This window comes from Umezawaea sp. NPDC059074, assembly GCF_042738955.1.
Lineage (GTDB): Bacteria > Actinomycetota > Actinomycetes > Mycobacteriales > Pseudonocardiaceae > Umezawaea.
In genome coordinates this window covers 59,579-79,657 of sequence record NZ_JBHYHC010000019.1, presented here as the reverse complement: position 1 = coordinate 79,657, position 20,079 = coordinate 59,579, and the positions used below count along the sequence as shown (strand labels likewise).

Genomic DNA, 20,079 nt, shown 5'->3' with positions numbered 1-20,079 from the left:
ATGGGCAGTCGGGTCTATGGGGTGGTGTCGCTGTCGCGGAGGTAGGTCTCCATGGTGGTGCGGAGGTTGTCGGCTGCGCGGGCTACTAGGGCTAGTTGTTCCTTGGTGAATTCGCCTAGTGCCTGATCAAGTTGTTGTTGCAGTGGTTCGAAGAAGGCGTCTGCTTTGGCGTTGATTGTTGTTGTCGAGCGCAGGGTCACGATTCGTCGGTCGGTTTCTTCCCTGGTGCGTTCGATGTGTCCTGCTTGCTCGAGGCGTCCTAGCAGGATTGAGGTTGCGCCTGGGGATAGGCCTACGCGTTCGGCCAGGCGTGCCGGGGTCAGTGGTGCGCCTCTGTCTTCGGCCTCGATGATCAGCACTACCGCGTCGGCGTCCGTGGTGTGGATGCGCACGCTTTTGGCGAAGACCCGTGCCAGTTCCTTCCGTGTGGCGCTGAAGGCCGTGAGGCTGCGCAGCACGTGCTCGTACTGCTCGCTCGGCCCGTTCGGCTCGGCTTCAGGCATGGCCGACCTCCTCTCCGTCCCGTGGGATCCTATGTGACGCATCATAGTTTTGCGACAAAATAACTTTGCGGCATGATGATGGGAGACCCATCACCTGACGCGAGGAGCCAGTGCAGTGAACGGATCGATCACCATCATCGGGGCCGGGCTGGCGGGGCTGGTCCTCGCTCGTGTGCTGCACGTCCACGGCATCGCCTCGACCGTCTACGAGGCTGAGGCCTCGCCCACCGGGCGTGCTCAGGGTGGGCAGCTCGACATCCACGACTTCAACGGGCAGGTCGCTCTGCGGGAGTGCGGGCTGCTTGAGGAGTTCCGGTCGATCGTCAACATGGGGGGTGAGGCCATGCGGTTCCTCGGGTCCGACGGAGAGGTTGTCGGGGAGATTCCTGACGACGGGGAGTTGGGCAATCCGGAAGTGCTGCGCGGGGAGTTGCGGCGGATTCTCGTCGAGTCGTTGCCGCCCGGCACCATCAAGTGGGGTCACAAGACCGTGTCCATCTCGTCCGGCGAACGGCACACGGTCACCTTCGCCGACGGGTCGTCGACGGAGACCGATGTGCTGGTCGGCGCTGACGGGGCCTGGTCGCGGGTTCGGGACCACCTCAACGGGGCCTCGCCCGAGTACCTGGGGACCGTGTGGGTGGAGACGTTCCTCCACGACGTCGAGGTGCGCCACCAGCGCAGTGCGGCCCTGGTCGGCAGTGGGGCGATGCTGGCGATGGAGCCGGGAAGGGGGATCTTCGGCCACCGCGAGGCCAACGACGTCATCCACACCTACGTCGTGTTGAAGAAGCCCCTGGAGTGGATGCGGACTGTCGACTTCTCCGACCGTGAACAGGCACTCGGGGAAGTCGCCCGGCAGCTCGGGCCGGGGTGGGCTCCGGAGTTGCTGGAGCTGGTGACCAGGGGTGAGACCACGCCGGTCGCGCGGCCGATCTGGGGGCTGCCGTTGGGGCACACGTGGGACCGCGTTCCCGGTGTCATGTTGATCGGCGACGCCGCGCACCTCACCCCGCCGGACGGTGATGGGGCCAACTGGGCGCTCTACGACGGCGCGCAGCTCGCGCTGGCGATCGTGGACTCTCGCGGGGATGTCGAGGCGGCGTTCACGGCCTTTGCCGAGCAGATGGTGCCGCGCAGTGCCGCGTCCTCGATCGAGGGCTACCAGTCCTTCGAGCAGACCTTCGGCTACAACGCGCCCGCGAACCTGCGGGACATGATGAGCCGCGCGAAGACCTACGGTCACCGCCACTGACGGCGGTTCACCGGTGCGGTGGTCGACACCACCGCACCGGTGACTTGCTCAGGTGGCCGCGGCCCAGGAGGAGATCATCCGGTAGGCGATCGACGCGCCTGGTGCCAGCAGGAGGTCTTCTACGCTGCCCGGTTCGGCCAAGGCCTGGCGGACCAGGTCACGGCTGACCCACTTGGCTTGGGCGATCTCGCCGTCCGCTGGCACCAGTGGTTCCGCCGGGTCGGCGATGGCGGTGAAGCCGACCATCAGCGACCTGGGGAACGGCCACGGTTGGCTGCCCAGGTAGCGGATGGAGGTGACCGTCACGCCGACCTCTTCGACGATTTCCCTTGCCACGCAGGCTTCCAGGGATTCGCCCGCCTCGACGAAGCCCGCGAGGACCGAGTAGCGGCCTTCCGGCCAGCCCGCTCCCCTGGCCAGCAGGACGTTCTCGCCGTTGCCGCCCACGCCGTCGTGGACCAGGCAGATGACGGCCGCGTCGGTGCGGGGGTACTCCTCGTGGGAGCACTTCGTGCAGACGCGGGCCCAGCCGGATTTGACCGACTCCGTCGGTGAGCCGCAGCGGGCGCAGAACTTCGCGTTGCGGTGCCACGCGAAGGCCGCCACCGCCGAGGTCAGCAGGCCCGCCCCGGTGTCGTCCAGGAGCGCGCCCACGGCCCGCAGGTCCAGCAGTTGCGGGTCGTCGGTCAGGTCCGGGAACTGCCAGGCCCTGGCCGGGCTGATCTGGGTTTCCGTCGGGTCGTCCGGCAGGGGGACGCCCCAGTAGGCGACGCCGTCCTGCTCGCCGAGCAGCACGGCGTCCGCCGGCGGGTTGTCGCCGAACTCCAGTGCGGACTGGTCGACGATCCGGGTGCCCTTGTCCGCCACCATCGTGCGGCCGCGCTTGTCCACGGCGATCACCCGTGCCTTCGGCCACAGGGCGGTCAGGCGTTCCGCGTCGGCTCGCAGGGGCTCCCGGCGGTCCACGGTGAACCGGGAGAGCGCCGGGAGGTCCAGCAGTTCGAACGGACCGGTCACGGCAGGGTCACTCCACCCAGCGCCTTCAGCTGCGGCGCCAGCTTGTCCGCGTCGCCGACGAGGACGCCGGTGAACGCGGTGGGGGCGAAGAACTCCAGCGCGGCCGCCGCGACCTCTTCCACGGTGACCTTCGCCAGCCGCTCCGGGTGCGCCACGAACCAGTCGAGGTCGAGGCCCAGACCGGCCAGGCTCACCAGGAACGACGCGAGGCCGCCCTGCGACGAGGTCGCGGTCAGCAGCGAGCCGATGGCGTACCGGCGGGCCACGTCCACCTCGTCCGCCGACGGCGGCACGAGACCCAGGCGGGCCAGCTCGTAGCGGGTCTCCAGCAGGGCGGCGGCCGTGACGTCGCTCGCGGTGTCCGCGTCGATCATCAGGCTCGCGCCGTGCGGGGTGAACTCCGGGTGCGAGCGGGCGCTGTAGGTGTAGCCCTTGTCCTCGCGGATGTTCTCCACCAGGCGCGACGAGAAGAAGCCGCCGTACACCAGGTTCGCGATCTGGAGCGCCGGGTACTTCGGGTCGGTCCGCTCGACCGCGCGGGCGGCCAGCCGGATCTGCGACTGCACGGCGCCGGGCCGGTGGATCAGCCGCACGTCGCCGGGGGTGACCTCGGGCAGCGGGCTGATCGTGACGGCGGTGCCCTCGCCGGTCCACCCGGCCAGCACGGACTCGACCGTGCCGACGATGGCGTCCGGGTCGATGTCGCCGACCAGCACCAGCACCGAACCCTTGGGCAGCACGGCCCTGGTGTGCAGCGCGGCGACCTCGTCGCGGGTGACCCGCGCGACCTCGTCGGCCTCCGGCATCTCCTTGGCGAACGGGTGGTCGCCGTAGAGGTGCTTCTGGAGGGCCTCGCGGGCGATCACGTTCGGCTGCGAGCGGGCCAGCGCGATCCGCTCCACGAGGCGGTCGCGTTCGCGGTCCACCTCGTCGGCCGGGTAGGTCGCGCCGGTCAGCACGTCGCGGATCACGTCGAGCACGGTGTCCAGGCCGGTCGCCAGGACGCTGCCGGAGATGCTCAGCCGCTCCGGGTCGACGACCGCGTCCAGCTCCGAGCCGACCAGCGCCAGCTCGGTGTCGATCGCGATCCGGTCGCGGGTCGCGGTGCCGGTGAGGATCGTGTTCGCCAGCACCTCGCCCCACGCCGAGTGCTGCGAGCCGACGCTGGTCGCCGCCGGGTCGGCGAACGGGATCCGCAGGCGGACCTCGACCATCGGCACGGACGCGCGGCGGACCGCGACCACCCGGAGGCCGTTGGCGATCGTCGTGTCCACAGTGGACAGGTCGGCGGGCGCGCGCTGCTCGCTCAGCTCCGGAAGCGGGCGGGGCCCCTGCTCCGTGCGGCCGATCTGCTCGGCGCTGCGGTGCGACACTGGGGCGCTCACTCGGTACCTCCGGCGGGGTTGACGATCAGGATGGCGCGCGAGTCGGGGCGCAGGGCCTTCGCGGCGGCGGCGACCTCGTCGACGGTCACGGCGGCGATGCGCTCGGGCAGCTCGTGGATCAGCTCGGCGCGGCCGAACAGCAGCTCCGCCGAGCCGAGGCCCAGGGTGCGGTTCGTGAGCCGGTCGTGCTCGCGGTGCATGGTGGACGCCCAGCGGGCGGTCACCTTCGCCAGCTCCTCCGCGGTCGGGGGCTGCTCGGCGATGAGCTGGAGCTCCTCGTCCAGCGCGGCGATGACCCGCTCCACGGGCACGTCCGGGGCGTGGATCGCGGTGATGGTGAAGCTGTCCGGGTCCCGCGCTTCCAGCGGGCCGAACAGGCCGCAGCCCGCGTTGATGTCCGTGACGATGGCGTCGCGGTGCACCAGCCGCTGCTGGAGGCGGGAGCCGTCGCCGTCGGTCAGCACGCCCGCCAGCACCAGGTAGGCGAGGTAGGCGTCCAGCTCGGTCACCGGGTTCGGGACGCGGTAGCCGATCGCCACGGCCGGGAACGGCGCGTGCGGGTCGGTGTGCTCGGAGCGGATCTCGCCCTTGGGCGCGTCCTCGGCGAACGACGGGCGCTCCGGCACCGTGCGCGCGGGCACGTCGCCGAAGTGCTTCTCGACCAGCGCGGTCGCGCCCTCGACGGTGAAGTCGCCCGCCACGGTCAGCACGGCGTTGCCGGGCGCGTAGTAGGTGTCGAAGAAGGCCGCGCAGTCCTCGACGGTGGCGTTCTCCAGGTCGGTGAAGTCGCCGTAGCCGTTGTGGGCGTTCGGGAACGTCTTGAACAGCACGGGCGGCAGCAGGATCCAGGGGAAACCGCCGTACGGCCGGTTCAGCACGTTGAGGCGGATCTCCTCCTTCACCACGTCGATCTGGTTGTTGAGGTTCTCCTGGGTGATCTTCGGGGCGCGCATGCGGTCCGCTTCGAGGAACAGCGCGCGCTCCAGTGCCGCCGACGGCAGCACCTCGTAGTAGTCGGTGTAGTCGGGGTGCGTCGATCCGTTGAACGTGCCGCCGGAGGACTGCACGTGCCGGAAGTGCGCGAGCTTCTCCAGGCTCTCGCTGCCCTGGAACATCAAGTGCTCGAACAGGTGCGCGAAGCCGGTGCGCCCCTCGGGCTCGGACCGGAAGCCGACGTCGTAGTGCACGCTCACGCCGACCACCGGGGCACTCGTATCGGGGGCGAGCACCACCCGCAGTCCGTTGGGAAGCGTGAACCTGTGCAGTTCGGGTAGCGCCATGAAAGCAGCCTACGGCTTCTGACCCCGGAGTGATCGGAGGTGCCCCGCCTGGGCGAGCACACCGTCGAGCGCGCCGAGGAACGCCGGGAAGTGCCGGGCGAAGCGACCGAGGTCAGGGCTGCCCTCGGACTCGCCGAACCAGTACAGCCCCGGCGTGCCGCCCGCCCCGGACGCGAGTGGCGCGAACGTGCCGAGCCAGCGGTCCGTGGCGCCCAGCACCACCGCGTAGGGCAGGGAGCGGGAGAAGACCATTTCGCGGTCGGCCTCGGGGATGTCACCGGGCGTGACCGCGTGCAGGTAGCCGCGCAGGCCCCGGACGTGCTCCAGCAGCACGCTGCCGCGCTTGGTGCGGGCGGGCATCGAGCGGGCGCCGAACGTGAGGGCGAGGCCCGCGACCACGACGACCAGGCCGAGCAGGGCCGCGCCGCCGCTGAGCGCGAGCCCGACCGTGAGGCCGACCCCGGCGACGGCGAGCGCCACGCCGTAGAGCGACCACCGGCCGCGGACGGCGTCCGGGCGGCGGGTGAACCAGTTCTTGTCGACCACGTCGGTGTAGAGGCGGTCGCGGACCTCGGCGAGGTCGATCTTGCGGTTGCGCAGCTCGGAGACCAGCACCGAGTCCACGCCGTCGGGCAGCAGCGCCTCGAACACGGCCCGCTCGTAGCCCGACAGCGACGCGTCGACCGGGTTGCGCCGGACCAGCGTCCAGTCCAGCACCCCGCCGGGGGAGCCGACCTCGGAGATCCACAGGTAGTTGCGGACGGCGAGGTCGATGATCGTGGCGGTCACGTCCACCACGTCGACGTGCTCGTCCACGACCGTGCCGACCTGGCCGGGCAGCACGCCGTCCGGCGACGCGAACGCGACCCCGCCGTCGGAGCCCGCGACCAGCACGTTGACCTGGCCGACGTCGGCGGCCAGCGCGCGGGCGTCGCGGCCGCGCAGGAACCAGAGCAGGGTGAACCCGCCCGCGAGCAGCAGCACGAGCGCCACCAGCGCGATGGCGCTGGACGGGGTGAGCGCGAACGCGGCGGCCAGTCCGGTGCTCTCGACGACCCTGGCGTTGGCGGGAGCTGCCCCGTCCTGGAGGCCGACGGCGATGTCGACCCGGTCGCCGGGCGCGAGCGCGATCTCCTTCGCGCGCACCCCGCGGCCGTCGCCGAGTTCGGCGGTCGTGCACGGCGACGACGAGCCGGGCGGACCGGCCAGGCACGTCACCGACCTGGGCGCATCCGGCGCGATGACCGACATCGACACCGAGTCGAGGGTCGTGTCCCACCCGCTGGCGGGCTGCCAGCGCAACTCCAAAGTGTCGCCGATTTGAGCGACCGCGCCCACCAGCACGTAGTGAATAGTGGAGGTGCCGGAGTTCACCGAGACGGTGAACTCCTCGGCGTTCGCGGACGCCGAGCCAGAGCCCTCGACGGAGGCGTCCTTGATCTCGAACACCCGGTCGCGGTTGTCGCCGACGGCGATCCGCAGCGGCACCGCGCGGTGGGCGGACCTGCCTTCCGGCACGGTGACGACTTCGGTGACGGTGACGGTGCCGTCGCGTTCCAACTTCAGCCGCACGTCGGTGCCGAACGCGCCGGGAAGCGCCTGGCCACTGGAGGGTTGGGCGATCGCCGGACCCGCGAAACCGCACAACGCGACCGCGCCGATCAACGCGACTCCCCAGTTTTTCAACACGGCCGCGGACAATAGCGGAGTCCGCCTATGCTCTTGTGCTGATTCGGGTAGAAGCGATAATGGGGGAACCTCAACCAATGACGCAACCACCGCCGCCGGGTGGCTGGCCGCCGCCCCGACCGGTAGGGCCGCCTCCGGTGCCCGCGCCATTGCACCCCCGGCAACCGCCGCCCGGCCAAGGCCCCCCGCAGTCCCAGTGGCCCGGTCTGCGCCACGGCCCGAGGCAGGCCGGGCCCCCGCTGCCCCCGCCGCGGCCGGTCATGCCGCCCCCGATCGCCTCGACCCCTCCCAGCGCGTGGGGCCAGCAGCCCGCGCGGTTCCAAGCCCCCCTCGGCGCCCCGCAGGGCCCCACCCCTCCCGGCCCTCCCGGCGGCCTCGGCTGGAGCCCGTACCCGCAGTACCCGCCCTACCCTCCTAAGAAGAACAACGGCCCGCTGGTCGCGGGTGTCCTGTTCGCCGTCGCGATCCTCGGGATCGCGCTCATCGGCGTGGTCGCCGCCACCGGCACGCCCAACCGCGCCAGCGACGCCGGCTACTCCGGGTACTCGACGTACAGCTACACGCCCCAGCCGACGACCACGACCACCGTCGCGACGACGACCGGCGCGCGCGCCAGCACGAGCAAGGCCCCGACGGCGTCGGGCACCTCCTCCAAGCCCGCGGGCCCCAAGGCCGTGATCAAGCTCGGCGACAACCCGATCCACAAGGCCGGGCTCGGGGCGTTCGACATCGACGGCTGCGCCCTGCCGGGCATGGACTACTCCCCCGCGGGCCAGGACACCTTCCTGCGCGCGGCGCTGCCGTGCATCGAGAACATGTGGAAGCCGTCGTTCACCAAGGCCAACCTGCCGTACCAGCCGGTCGAGCTGGTCATCGTCACGTCCGCCATCACCAACCCGTGCGGCCAGATGGGCCCGGACCGGACCGCCATGTACTGCGACGGGACGATCTACTGGACGGCCAACTACTACGCCGGTGAGCAGGGCGCGAACAACCCGAACCACCCCGGCAAGTACCTCGGGCAGCTCGCGCACGAGTACGGTCACCACATCCAGTGGTTGTCCGGGATCCTGCGGGCCTCGGGCGAGGCGCAGTACGACAAGGGCGGCTGGGACACCCCGGCGGGCCTCGAGCTGAACCGGCGCAAGGAGTTGCAGGCCACCTGCTTCGGCGGGATGAGCCTCGCGCCCCTCTCGCACGGCGCGATCCCGAGGGACGTGATCGACGTGGCGCTGCGCGACGCGAGCACCAGGGGCGACTACCCCGTGTACCCCAACCGCGACCACGGCGCCCCCGAGCGCAACGCGGAATGGGTGATGAACGGCTTCACGAACAACGAGACGAGCGCCTGCAACACGTGGCTGGCGGATCCGCAGAGCGTCAGCTAGTCGGGTCTTCGGCGTTTCGGCGGGTGGGGGCGGCCGCGGTGTGGTCGAGTGTGGGGCTGGCGGGGACCTGGACGGGTTGGTCGAGGGTGACGGCGGGGTGGCTGTGGAGGCTGGGTCGGGGACGGACGAACCCGTGGCGTCGGCTGGCGGGACCGACGACGTCGTGACGCCGGAGACCGAGACCCCGGTGGAGGCCGAGGTTTCCGCGGAACCGGTTCCGGACACCGACGAGCCCACTCCCGAACCCCGGTCGGCCGAGGACGACAAGCCCTCCCCCGACGCTCCCGCGGCGACCGAGTTCTTCGCACCGATCGAGGTCGAAAAGCCGTCGGCCGAAGCTCTCGAGCCTGAGGTGACCGAGTTCTTCGCGCGGGCCGAGTCCGACGACAAGCCGCCCGCCGAAGCCCCCGAGCCCGCGGTGACCGAGTTCTTCGCGCCGGTCGAGCCGGAGGACCAGGAGCCCGCCCCCGAGCCCCGGTCGACCGAGAACGACGCGCCCTCGGCTGAGGCTCCGGAGCCCACCGAGTTCTTCGCGCCCGTCGAGGTCGAGGACGGCAAGCCCTCCGGTGACGGCGATCCCGAGGCGACCAAGTTCTTCGCGTCGCCCGTGGCGGCCTCCGTGCCCGAGGAGAAGCCCGAGGAGCAGCCCGAGACGTTCCTGACGGCCGAGGCGATGGAGTTCTTCGCCGTCCCGGCGGCCGAGGCGAAGGTCGCGGAGTCGTCCGAGGCCGTGGAGCCTTCGGTGGCCGCGCCCGTGGCCTCGACGTTCGGGGTGCCGGAGATCTTCCGCGCGGCCGAGCCGACCGAGTTCCTGAGCGCGCCTGAACCGGCTGCCGAGACCGAGCCCGATGCCGAACCGGCCGTGCCGCCGGTGGTGCGCGATCCGGACGACGCCGACACCGTGGTGTTCGCGGGCGTGCTGGACCTGGGTGAGCTGGACGAACCGCCGGTCGTCCCCGCTCCCGCGAAGGTGACCGCCAAGCAGAAGAACAACCCGGCCGTGCTGACCGGTGTGCTCACGATGGTCCTGTGCTCGGTGCTCGGGCTGGGCCTGATCAGCGGTATCGACAGCGCGAAGCCGGTCGCGGGGCGCGCCGTGGCGGCCCCGGTCGCCGCGACCCCGTCGTCGGCGAGCACCGAGCCCGTCCGCCCGCGGGCCGTGCAACGCCTGGAGGACCACCCGCTGCTGGTCACCCCCCGGTCGTTGCCCGAGATCACCTGCGACCTGCCCAAGTTCGGCACCTCCGACGACCAGCTCGCCGCCTACTACGCCGCGGGCGTGAAGTGCCTGGACGCCGCGTGGGGACCGGTGCTCAAGGACGCGAACCTGCCGTTCGACCCGCCGTCGCTGGACGCCTCCCCCGAGCTGTCCGACGGCCCGTGCGGCGCGGCCCCGGCCTCCGAGGACGCCGTCGCGTACTACTGCGGCCGCAACCGGATGATCTACATGCCGACCGGCAGGCTGCGCGAGAACGGCGGCGGCGACCGCCCGGCCACCCACCTCGCCACCCTCGCCCACGAGTACGGCCACCACGTCCAGGCCATGTCCGGCATGCTGCGCGCGGCCGACGTGAAGATCGTCAACGCGGGCGAGAAGACCCCGGCGGGCCTGGAGATGTCCCGGCGCATCGAGCTCCAGGCGAACTGCTTCGCGGGCATGTTCCTCGGCGCGGCCGCGGGCAAGGGCTCCATCAGCCGCGAGCTGGCCAACCGCGCCGAGGAGGACTTCCAGTACGCGATGGAGGAGGCCCCCGACAAGAACGCCCACGGCAGCCCCGTCAACCAGGGCAACTGGGCGCTCAGCGGTTTCGACGCCAACACCACCGACGCCTGCAACACCTACGCCGCCCCCGCCGCCGAAGTCGGCTAGCCCGCCGTCGCCGACCGCAGCCGGGGCACCGGGCGGCTGATCAGGTACACGTAGAACCCGCCCGCCAACCCGCTCAGGCACAGCATCAGCGTTTCCAGGCGCTTCGACAACGGCGCGCTGTCCGACACCGCGCCCGCGGTCTGCGCGGTGAAGTCGCCGGCGGTGTCCGACGGGAGCAGGACGTCGAGCTTCTCGCCCTCGCGGTGGCCGCAGCCGTCGAGCTTCGCCTGGCGGACCTTGCCGTCGACGGTGACCTCGATCCGGTCGAGGTCCCTCGCGCCGCAGGACGCGGGCTTCACGACCGTGGCCTCGACGCGTTGACCAGCGTTTTCGCCCGCGCCGGAGAGCGGCCACCACACGGCGACCGCTGTGCCAAGTCCCACCAGCGCGATGACCAGCAGGACCAGCCCCCAGGTCACCGGGCTACGCCTCACCGCCACGCGGAGGATCGTCGCAGACCGGCCGTTCCCCGGTAACCCCGCCCGGCAGTTGATGATCAACTGAGCGGTAGCTGAAGCCGAACCGTTCCCTGAGCGCGCGACCGGTCCGTGGCAGCAGAATGCAGAGGTGTCTACTGCTGCGCGGGTGCTGGTCATCGAGGACGCCGAGGCGATCGGCGCCGCCGTGGGGTCCGCGCTGCGCGACGCCGGGTACCAGGTGCAGGTCCGGGCGGACGGCCGGGAACTGGAGGCGGACCTCGCGCGGTTCCGGCCGGACCTGGTGGTGCTGGACGTGATGCTGCCGGGGCGCGACGGGTTCGCGCTGCTGGAGGTCGTGCGGCGGTCCAGCGGCGCGGGCGTGGTGATGCTGACGGCGCGGGACGGGGTGGCGGACCGGTTGCGCGGGCTCGACCGCGGGGCGGACGACTACCTGGTGAAGCCGTTCGTGCTGGCCGAACTCGTGGCCAGGGTGAGCGCGGTGCTGCGTAGGCTGGGTCGTACGCCGTCGACGGTGCAGATCGGCGACCTGGTGGTGGACGCCGATTCCGGCGTCGTGCTGCGCGGGGCCGAGCCGGTCGAGCTGACGGCGACGGAACTGCGGCTGCTCCGCTACCTGGCGGCGCAGCGCGGGCGCGTCGTCGGCAAGACCCAGATCCTCACGGCCGTGTGGGGCTACGAGGACTACGACCCGAACCTGGTTGAGGTGCACGTGAGCGCGTTGCGGCGGAAGCTGGAGGAGAACGGTCCCCGCCTGCTGCACACCGTGCGCGGCCTGGGGTACGTGCTGCGGGCCGACGAGCCGTGAGCAGGCTGAAGACGGTCTCGCTGCGGCGGCGGGTGACGCTGTCGGTGATGATCGTGCTGTTCGCGGTCATGGTGACGCTGGTGTTCACCGTGGACGCGCTGTTCGCGTCGCAGTCCAGCCGCGACATCGAGACCGTCCTGCTGGACCGGGCGCGCACCGCGCAGCAGTTGGCGAAGACGCAGAAGTACTCCGGGAACCAGTTGGTGCACAAGGTCGACGGCATGGGCGTGCAGGTGCTGCTGACCATGCAGGACGGCACGACGTTCGGCGGCGAGCCGGACAACGGCGACCGCTTCCGGTCCGTGACGCGCGCCCTGCCGGACGGGTCGACGATCAAGCTCTACGGCGACACGTCGGTCCTGTCCGCCGCCCAGATCCGGCTGCGGAACCTGCTGCTGGCCGTCGGCCTCGGCGCGCTCGCGGTCACGGCGGGCGCCCTCATCTTCGTGGTGCAGCGCGCGCTGGCGCCGCTGGACGCGATGACGACGCTGGCCCGCTCGATCACCGGCGGCCACCGCGGCAGGCGGCTGAACCCGTTGCGCACCAACAACGAGCTGGGTCGCACGGCCGCCGCGTTCGACGACATGCTCGACTCGCTGGAGGGCGCGGAGACGACCGCGCGGGCGTCGGAGGAGCGGACGAAGCGGTTCGTCGCGGACGCCGCGCACGAGCTGCGCACCCCGATCGCGGGCGTGCAGGCCGTCGCCGAGGCCCTGATGCAGACCGGTCTGGACGAGGCGGGCGCGGAGGAGCGCGACCGGATGAACCTCCTGCTGGTGCGCGAATCCCGCCGTGCGGGGCGGCTCGTCGACGACCTGCTCGCGTTGGCCCGCATCGACGCGGGCCTGGAGTTGCAGCTCGAATCCGTGGACCTGCTGGCGCTGGCCGAGGCCGAGGTGTCCCGCAGCAGGCTGCTCGCCCCGGACCTCGACATCGAGGCCGAGGGCATCGCGGTGTCCGTGGTGGGCGACCCGCAACGCCTGGCGCAGGTGCTGGTCAACCTCTCCGACAACGCCCGCCAGGCCACCGGCCCGGAGGGCAAGGTGCGCCTGCACGTGGGCGTCTTCGCGGGCCGCGCGACGATCACCGTGAAGGACAACGGCCCCGGCGTCGGGTTCGCCGACCGGGAACGCATCTTCGACCGCCTGACCCGACTCGACGAGGCCCGCGACCGCCGCCACGGCGGCTCGGGCCTGGGCCTGGCGATCGCCCGCGGCGTCGCCCGAGCCCACGGGGGCGACCTCACGTGCGCCGCCCCCGACCCCGGCGAGCCGGGAGCGGCCTTCGTGCTGTCCCTGCCGCTCAGCGCCCGCTGACGCTCACGACTCGTCCGGCGGGGTCACCTTCTTGATGTACAGCAGGCGGTCCCCGGCCTCGATGGCGTCGGCCGCCGAGGCGTCGACGCGGTAGAGGGTGCCGTTGCGGACCACGCCGAGCACGATGTCCGGCAGGTGGCGGGGGGAGCCGCCGATCTCCGACGGTTCGACGTCGCGTTCGGCGATGGCCAGGCCCGCGTCCGGGGTGAGCAGGTCCTCGACCATGTCCACGACCGACGGCGTGGACGTGGCCATGCCCAGCAGGCGGCCAGCGGTCTCGCTCGACACCACGACGGAGTCCGCGCCGGACTGCCGGAGCAGGTGCTCGTTCTCCCGTTCCCGCACCGACGCCACGATCTGGGCCTTCGGGGCAAGCTCACGGGCCGTCAACGTCACCAGGACGGCCGTGTCGTCGCGGTTCGCGGCGACGACCACGGCCCGCGCGTTCGGCACCCCGGCGACCCGCAGGACGTCGTTGCGCGTGCCGGAGCCGTGCACGGTCACCAGGCCGATCGAGGACGCCGAGTCGAGGGACTCCTGGACCGTGTCGACGACCACGATGTGGCTGGGGGACACGCCGTCGCCGAGCAGCGCGCTGACCGCGGAGCGGCCCTTGGTCCCGTACCCGACCACGACCACGTGGTTGCGCACCTTGGTCCTCCACTTCTGAATGCGAAAAGCCTGCCGAGAGCGCTCGGTGAGGACTTCGAGGGTCGTGCCGACCAGGACGATGAGGAACAGCACCCGCAGGGGGGTGATGACCAGGACGTTCACCAGGCGCGCCGAGGAGCTGGCCGGGGCGATGTCGCCGTAGCCGGTGGTGGAGAGGGAGACCGTGGCGTAGTAGACGGCGTCCAGGAAGGACAGGCCGTCGCCGTTCACGTCGCGGTAGCCGTCGCGGTCGAGGTAGACGATCAGCACGGCCACGAACAGGGCGGCGGTGGCGCCGACGACCCGTTTGATGATGGCGCGGGCTGGGCTTTCCGGTGCGTCCGGCATCCGGATGACGCCGACCAACGAGTGGTCGGGCCGGTCGGTGAGCCGGTCGGCAGGGTTGAGCCGCCGAATCATGACAGCCTCTCAGGGAGTGATCGCCACAACCGGGCGGCGGCTTCGGCGCCTCGTAGCAGCAGGGGCAGGACTACCCGCTCGTTCGGAGCGTGGATGCGATCATCCGGCAAGGTGGCGCCGAGGTAGACGACGGGCACGCCGAGGACGTCGTGCAGGACGGCGGCGGGTCCGGAGCCGCCCGTGCGGCTGTACCGAACGGGCTGGTCGAAGGCCTGCTGGACGGCGTCGTACAGGGCCACGTTCGCGGGGTGGGTCACGTCGACCGCGTAGGGCGGCACGCCGTCGCCGCGCAACCGGACCTCGGCGGTGACGCCCTCGGGGGTGTGGGCGGCGACGAACTCCCGCAGAGCCGACGCGATGCGGGCGGGCTGCTGGTCGGGCACGAGCCGGAACGACAGCTTCACCGACGCGTCGCGCGGCACGATGGTCTTGAGCCCCGGCCCGGTGTAGCCGCCGCTGATGCCGTTGACCTCGGCCGTCGGCCGCGTCCAGACCCGCTCCAACGTCGACCACCCCTTCTCCCCCGCCACAGCCCGCGCCCCGCCCGCGGTGGCCGCGAGCCAGTCGGCCTCGTCGAACGGGAGGGCCGCGTAGTCCGCCCGTTCGACGGCGGTCGGCTCGACCACGTCGGCGTAGAAGCCGGGGAGCTGGACACGGCCGTCGGCGTCGTGCAGGGCGGCGACGAGTCGGGCGATGGCCGTGGCCGGGTTCGGGATGCCGCCGCCGACGCGGCCGGAGTGGACGTCGGACGTGCCGCCGGTGAACACGACCTCCGCGCCCAGGACCCCGCGCTGGCCGGTGTTCACGGTCGGCGCGTCCCGCGCGTAGAGCGGGGTGTCGGTGAACACCACGAGGTCGCAGGCGAGGTCCGCGGTGTGCCCGGCGAGCAGGTCGGCCAGGTGCGGCGACCCGGACTCCTCCTCGCCCTCGACGAAGAACTTCAGCGTCACGGCGGGCGCCGTCGCCCCGGTCGCCGCCAAGTGGGCGCGCACGCCGAGCAGGTGCATCGCCACCTGCCCCTTGTCGTCGCTGGCCCCGCGCCCGATCAGCTCCTCGCCGACGACGACCCCGGCGAACGGCGGGTGCTCCCACGCCTCCAGCGGGTCGACCGGCTGCACGTCGTGGTGCCCGTAGACCAGCACCGTCGGCGCGGCCGGGTCCTCCGCGGGCCAGCACGCGTACACGGCGGGCAGGGCGGGTCCCTCGTCCCAGACCGCGACCTCCGGCCACCCGTCCGCGCGCAGGGCGTCGGCGAGCCAGTGCGCCGAGCGGGCCACGTCGCCGTGGTGCGCCGGGTCCGCGCCGATCGAGGGGATGGCGATCCACTCCCGGAGGGAAACGAGGAATTCCTCGGCGAGGGCGGCGACCGCCGCGCGCTCCGGCGGTTCGTGATTCACGGGATCAGCGGTCACGATCGCGAAGAATAAACCCCCGTTCGCGCGGCGGGACGGGCGTCGTGACAGTGTTGCGGCATGGATGGCACCCAGTCCCGTTCGCGGTCCGCGCTCGCGCTGGCCGCGTTCCTCGGCGCCGCCGGGGTGACGCACTTCGCCAAGCCGCGGCCGTACGACGCGATCGTGCCCCGCGCGCTGCCCGGCGAGCCCCGGACCTGGACTTACGCGTCCGGGGTCGCGGAGCTGGCGGTGGCGGCCGCGGTGGCCGCGCCGAAGACCCGCAAGCTCGGCGGACTGCTCGCGGCGGGGCTGTTCGCGGTGGTGTTCCCGGCCAACGTGAAGATGGCCCTCGACTACCGCGACAAGGCCCCGAAGGCGAAGGCGATCGCGTGGGGAAGGCTGCCGCTCCAGGTTCCCTTGATCATTTGGGCGCTCCGGGTACGCCGTTCGGCGGTATGAGACCGCTGCCACTCGGCACCGCCGGAACGCCTATGGGTGTGATCTGATCACACTCGGCTGTGGGGGAAGCACTCACAGCTGTTGACCACTGTCCTTGACCCCGCAACGACCCATAGGATGCCCGAGTGCAACCGCTCCTCCACCAAGCCGCGACGGCACTTGGTTGGCGCGGCATCGTCGTACCCGACGTGGCCGTGCTCGGCCACCAGGTGTCGGCTGTCGTGCGGGTGCGCGACGACGTGCACGAGTGGCGGACCGCGAACGGCTGGCCGCCCCAGGCGGACCCGTCGTGGTTCCGCTCCTGGTTCGAGCCGACCGTGCACGACCAGCTGCCGGTGTCGGCCGTGGAACTGGTCGGCGTCCTCGTCGGCGAGTCCACCGTCGACCGCGCCCTCCAGTCGTGCGGGACGCTGATGACGCTCGCGCCGTGCGCGGTCGTCCTGCCGGGCCCGCAGGGGCGCGAGTCGTGGCCCCTCATCGAACTCGACTACTACGGCATCGGTGTCGTGGCCGTCGAGGAATCGGGCGCGGCCGAGCTGCTCGTGCCGCCGGAGGACCGCTCGACCGAGTTCGGCCCGTCGCTGTTCGGCCGCTGGCTGCTCGAGGTCCTCTACGACCGGGTGCTCAAAGAGGTCCCGGCCTCCCGCGTCACGTCCTAGAGCCGTCCGGCACGGACCGGATCAGGGCTCGCAGGCCGTCCGCGTCCAGCAGGTCCGTCGGCCGCAGCGTGTGGTCGTGCTGCACGTAGTGGAACGCCGCCCGCACGCTGTCCACGTCCGCGCCCGCCAGCGACGCCCACGCGAGCCGGTAGGCGGCCAGCTGGACGGACAGCGCGGGCAGCTTGTCGGCGTCCGGCACGGCCCCGGTCTTCCAGTCGACGACGGTCCAGCCGCCGTCCGGGTCGGCGAACACGGCGTCCATCCGGCCGCGCACGGACATCCCGTCGACCTCGGCCTCGAACGGCACCTCGACGTCGTGCGGCATCCGGTCGGCCCACTCGCTGGCCAGGAACGCGCGCTGGAGGCGTTCCAGCTCGGTGTCCGGTGCCGCGCCGTCGTCGGCGGCGCCGGGCAGTTCGTCGATGTCCAGGAGCCTGCTCGCGCCGAACCGCTTCTCCAGCCACGTGTGGAACGCCGTGCCGCGGCGGGCCATCGGGTTGGGCGGGAACGGCAGCGGCCTGCGCAGCCTGCGGGCCAGCTGGTCCGGGTCCGCGGCCAGTTCGACGAGCTGGCTCACCGACAGGTGCTCGGGCATGACCACGCGCTCACGCCGGTTGGCCGCCGCGGCGCGTTCGGCGAGCAGCACGTCCACGTCCCGCGACCAGCCCTCGGGGTCGAGGTCGTCCTCCTCGTCGAGCGGCGCGACCTCGTCCAGCTCGTCCACGACCACGGGCTCGGGTTCCGGCTGCTCCTCGACGGCTTCAGCCTCGACGTCGGCCACGACCGGGGCGGGGGCGGGTTCGGGGACGTCGAAGTCGGGTTCGGGCTCGTCCTCGGGCGGCGGGCCGTCGTCGAACTCGGGCGGCTCCGGCAGGTCGTACTCGTCGTCCGGGGGCGGCTCGAAGTCCGGCGGGTCCTCGGGCGGTGGCGCGTCGTCGTCGACGGGCGGCTCGTACCGGGCCTGGCGGGCGGACTCGACCCGCAGGTCCAGCGCGGCCAGCACCATCTCGGCGCCCGCCGCGACGGCCACGCGCCGCTTGCCGAGCGGGTCGGCGGGCCACTCGGCCGTCTTCACCTCGCCGGTCAGCGGGTTCGACTCGTTCTCGGCGGGCGGGTCGGCCCACGTGACGATGTCGCCGGGTGACGGGTCCGCGGTCTTGAGCACCTCGTGGATCTCGACCAGGAACGGCGATGGGCCCTTGACCTTCTCGCCGGTCTCGCCCCACCAGTGCCCGGACACCAGGAGGCTGTGCTCGGACCGGGTCAGCGCCACGTAGAGGAGCCGGCGCTCCTCGACCAGCCGCCGCTCCTCGAACTCCTCCGCGTGCAGGGTGAGGGCGTCCTCGACCTCCTTGCGGTTCGCCCCGCCGGGGATCCGCAGCTTCGGCAGGTCCGCCGCGTCGCCGCGCAGGTCGGCGGGCAGCTCGGCGACGGCCTTGAGCCAGCAGGACGTCTTGCGGCGGCCGGGGAAGACGTCCTTCACGATGTGCGGGACGGCGACGATGTGCCACTCCAGGCCCTTGGCGGAGTGCATGGTCAGGATCTGCACGCGGTTCTCGGCGACCTCGACCTCGCCGGGCTCCAGGCCGTCCTCGGCGTGCTCGGCCGTGTACAGGTAGTCCAGCAGCGACGGCAGGGTCGCCGACGGGCTGGCGGCGGCGAAGTCCGAGACCACGTCGGCGAACGCGTCCAGGTGCGCGCGGCCGACGCCGCCGGGGCGGGCCATCGACTCGATGTCCAGCAGCAGCGTGCGCTCCACGTCCGCGACGAGTTCCGACAGCGGCTGGTCGAGCCTGCGCCGCAGCATCGCCAGCTCGCCGCCCAGCCTGCGGACGCGCCGGTAGCCCTCGGGCGAGTACGCGGCCGGGTCGCCCGGATCGTCCAGGGCGTCGGCCAGGCCCGCCTGTTCGGCGTGCTCGCCGGGCAGGGCGTCCGCGAGGACCGACAGCGGATCGTCCACAACGGACTGGCGGCTGGGGGCGCCTGCCAGTTCACGGGCGCGCTGCCAGAGGGCGGCGAGGTCGAAAGCCGCTACGCGCCACCGGGATCCGGTCAGCAGCCGAGCGGCGGCGGTGCCCGCCAGGGGGTTCACCAGCACGCGCAGGGCGCTCGTCAGGTCGCGCACCTCGGGTTCGTCCAGCAGGCCGCCGAGGCCGACGACCTCGACCGGCAGGCCGCGCTCCCGCAGCGCCGCCGCGATGGCGCCCATGTCCGCCCGCCGCCGCACCAGCACGGCGGCCGTGGGCGGGGTGTCCTCCTCGTTCTTGTGCTCCTCCCACAGCTCCGCGACGGAGTCGGCCAGCCAGTCCAGCTCCTGCCGCACGTCCGGGAGCAGCGCGAGCCGCACGTCGCCCGGCCCGGCCCCGTCGCGGGCCCGCAGCTCGTCGACGTCCAGGCCCGCCGCGCGCAGCGGCGCGGAGGCGGCGTTGGCCAGCGTCAGCACCTCGGGCGGGTTGCGGAAACTGGTCAGCAGCCCGTACTTCGTGGCGGGCTTGTCCTCCCCCGCCGGGAAGTCCGTGGTGAACCGGGGCAGGTTCGCCGCGCTCGCCCCGCGCCAGCCGTAGATCGCCTGCGCCGGGTCGCCGACGGACGTGACGGGCATCGGCTCGCCCCGGCCGAACAGGGACCGCAGCAGCACGCGCTGGGCGTGCCCGGTGTCCTGGTACTCGTCCAGCAGCACGGCCCGGTACCGCTCGCGCTCGCCCTGCGCGACCTCCGGGTGCTCGCTGGCGAGACGGGCGGCGAGGCTCATCTGGTCGGCGAAGTCCATCGCCGCTTCCCGGCGTTTGCGCTGCTGGTAGGCCTCCAGCAGCGGCAGCAGGTTCACCCGCAGGCGCTGGGCGGCGATGATGTCGCGCAGCTTCTCCGGCAGGCCGTCCTTCTGCCGGGCCGTCTTGGGGGCGTTCTCGATCAGCGCGATCAGGCGTTCGGCGTGCTCCTTGAGCGCCTCCGGCTGGACCAGGTGCTCACCAAGTTCGCCCGCCAGGGCCAGGAGGTAGCCGGTGATCGTCGCGGGGATCTTGTCGGTGTCCAGGTCCTCGGTCCACGTCGACACCACGCGGTGCGCGAGCTGCCACGACGACGTCTCGGTGAGCAGGCGGACACCGGGCTCCACCGGGAGCCGGAGGCCGTGCTCGGTCACCAGGCGGCCCGCGTAGGCGTGGTAGGTCAGGACGACCGGTTCGGCGGTCAGCACCGCGGCTCGGCGCTCGCCGCTGGGGTCGAGTTCGTCCAGCAGGCCCGAGCCCGCGAGGCGGCGCAGGCGCAGGCGGATGCGCTCGGCGAGCTGGCGGGCGGCCTTGCGGGTGAACGTCAGGCCCAGAACCTGGTCCGGGGTCACGATGCCGTTGGCGACCAGCCACACGACCCGTGCGGCCATCGTCTCCGTCTTGCCCGCTCCCGCGCCCGCGACGACCAGTGCCGGTTCGACCGGAGCCGCGACCACCGCGGCCTGCTCTGGGGTGGGTTTGGGCAGGCCGAGAGCGGCTGCCACCTCGAACGGGCTGGCGAAGCTCATGCCCTGGTCCGGAGGTCGACGTCCACGGACG

At 72.2% G+C, this 20,079-nt stretch carries 16 protein-coding genes; 7 read left to right on the top strand and 9 right to left on the bottom strand.

Annotated elements, in window-relative coordinates:
- Positions 1 to 14: 14 nt before the first annotated feature.
- Positions 15 to 503 carry a MarR family winged helix-turn-helix transcriptional regulator gene (locus tag ACFWW9_RS11830; RefSeq protein ID WP_390374891.1) on the bottom strand — a complete coding sequence of 163 codons (489 nt, stop codon included), beginning with the start codon at positions 501 to 503 and terminating at the stop codon, positions 15 to 17.
- Between the two features lie 115 nt (positions 504 to 618).
- Here ACFWW9_RS11830 and ACFWW9_RS11825 point away from each other — a divergent pair, with 115 nt between their 5' ends.
- A complete protein-coding gene (locus ACFWW9_RS11825) occupies positions 619 to 1,758 on the top strand; it encodes an FAD-dependent oxidoreductase (RefSeq protein ID WP_390374888.1) in 1,140 nt (379 codons plus the stop codon).
- A gap of 48 nt (positions 1,759 to 1,806) precedes the next feature.
- Here the strand turns inward: ACFWW9_RS11825 and nudC are convergent, their stop codons facing one another.
- Genes nudC through ACFWW9_RS11805 form a run of 4 tightly spaced genes read right to left on the bottom strand, consistent with a single transcriptional unit; the run spans position 1,807 to position 7,129 of the window.
- Positions 1,807 to 2,775, bottom strand: coding sequence for an NAD(+) diphosphatase (nudC, locus tag ACFWW9_RS11820; protein WP_390374885.1), 969 nt, complete (start codon positions 2,773 to 2,775; stop codon positions 1,807 to 1,809).
- Entirely contained in the window at positions 2,772 to 4,160 is a 1,389-nt protein-coding gene (locus ACFWW9_RS11815) for a M16 family metallopeptidase (RefSeq protein ID WP_390374882.1), read from the bottom strand. Before ACFWW9_RS11815 ends, nudC begins: the two co-directional genes overlap by 4 nt.
- The gene (locus ACFWW9_RS11810) at positions 4,157 to 5,440 is read right to left on the bottom strand and encodes a M16 family metallopeptidase (RefSeq protein WP_390374881.1); all 1,284 of its coding nucleotides are present in this window, start codon (positions 5,438 to 5,440) and stop codon (positions 4,157 to 4,159) included. Before ACFWW9_RS11810 ends, ACFWW9_RS11815 begins: the two co-directional genes overlap by 4 nt.
- Positions 5,441 to 5,449: 9 nt before the next feature.
- Positions 5,450 to 7,129: a DUF2207 domain-containing protein gene (locus ACFWW9_RS11805; RefSeq protein WP_390374879.1), complete on the bottom strand. Its 1,680-nt coding sequence runs from the start codon at positions 7,127 to 7,129 to the stop codon at positions 5,450 to 5,452.
- 137 nt (positions 7,130 to 7,266) lie between these two features.
- Between ACFWW9_RS11805 and ACFWW9_RS11800 the strand changes: the two genes are divergently transcribed.
- A complete protein-coding gene (locus tag ACFWW9_RS11800) occupies positions 7,267 to 8,517 on the top strand; it encodes a neutral zinc metallopeptidase (protein WP_390374877.1) in 1,251 nt (416 codons plus the stop codon).
- Between the two features lie 97 nt (positions 8,518 to 8,614).
- The gene (locus ACFWW9_RS11795) at positions 8,615 to 10,387 is read left to right on the top strand and encodes a neutral zinc metallopeptidase (RefSeq protein ID WP_390374874.1); all 1,773 of its coding nucleotides are present in this window, start codon (positions 8,615 to 8,617) and stop codon (positions 10,385 to 10,387) included.
- Here ACFWW9_RS11795 and ACFWW9_RS11790 read toward each other — a convergent pair.
- Positions 10,384 to 10,827, bottom strand: a complete 444-nt coding sequence (locus ACFWW9_RS11790; RefSeq protein WP_390374871.1) for a hypothetical protein — start codon at positions 10,825 to 10,827, stop codon at positions 10,384 to 10,386. The genes ACFWW9_RS11795 and ACFWW9_RS11790 overlap by 4 nt on opposite strands.
- A gap of 127 nt (positions 10,828 to 10,954) precedes the next feature.
- On the opposite strand from ACFWW9_RS11790, the gene ACFWW9_RS11785 reads away from it, so the two are divergent.
- The gene (locus ACFWW9_RS11785) at positions 10,955 to 11,632 is read left to right on the top strand and encodes a response regulator transcription factor (protein ID WP_390374868.1); all 678 of its coding nucleotides are present in this window, start codon (positions 10,955 to 10,957) and stop codon (positions 11,630 to 11,632) included.
- Positions 11,629 to 12,948, top strand: coding sequence for a sensor histidine kinase (locus tag ACFWW9_RS11780; protein ID WP_390374865.1), 1,320 nt, complete (start codon positions 11,629 to 11,631; stop codon positions 12,946 to 12,948). Before ACFWW9_RS11785 ends, ACFWW9_RS11780 begins: the two co-directional genes overlap by 4 nt.
- Positions 12,949 to 12,951: 3 nt before the next feature.
- Here the strand turns inward: ACFWW9_RS11780 and ACFWW9_RS11775 are convergent, their stop codons facing one another.
- Both ACFWW9_RS11775 and ACFWW9_RS11770 read right to left on the bottom strand, forming a co-directional pair.
- Complete coding sequence (locus ACFWW9_RS11775; RefSeq protein WP_390374862.1) at positions 12,952 to 14,019, bottom strand: potassium channel family protein; 1,068 nt, start codon at positions 14,017 to 14,019, stop codon at positions 12,952 to 12,954.
- Positions 14,016 to 15,416 carry a M20/M25/M40 family metallo-hydrolase gene (locus tag ACFWW9_RS11770; protein ID WP_390374859.1) on the bottom strand — a complete coding sequence of 467 codons (1,401 nt, stop codon included), beginning with the start codon at positions 15,414 to 15,416 and terminating at the stop codon, positions 14,016 to 14,018. Before ACFWW9_RS11770 ends, ACFWW9_RS11775 begins: the two co-directional genes overlap by 4 nt.
- A 75-nt stretch (positions 15,417 to 15,491) precedes the next feature.
- Here ACFWW9_RS11770 and ACFWW9_RS11765 point away from each other — a divergent pair, with 75 nt between their 5' ends.
- Together ACFWW9_RS11765 and ACFWW9_RS11760 are read left to right on the top strand one after the other, a co-directional pair.
- On the top strand, positions 15,492 to 15,872 hold the full coding sequence (locus ACFWW9_RS11765) for a hypothetical protein (protein WP_390374856.1): 381 nt from the start codon (positions 15,492 to 15,494) through the stop codon (positions 15,870 to 15,872).
- 125 nt (positions 15,873 to 15,997) lie between these two features.
- Positions 15,998 to 16,531, top strand: coding sequence for a hypothetical protein (locus tag ACFWW9_RS11760; protein WP_390374853.1), 534 nt, complete (start codon positions 15,998 to 16,000; stop codon positions 16,529 to 16,531).
- Here ACFWW9_RS11760 and ACFWW9_RS11755 read toward each other — a convergent pair.
- A complete protein-coding gene (locus ACFWW9_RS11755) occupies positions 16,521 to 20,048 on the bottom strand; it encodes an ATP-dependent helicase (RefSeq protein WP_390374850.1) in 3,528 nt (1,175 codons plus the stop codon). The genes ACFWW9_RS11760 and ACFWW9_RS11755 overlap by 11 nt on opposite strands.
- Positions 20,049 to 20,079: the final 31 nt, after the last annotated feature.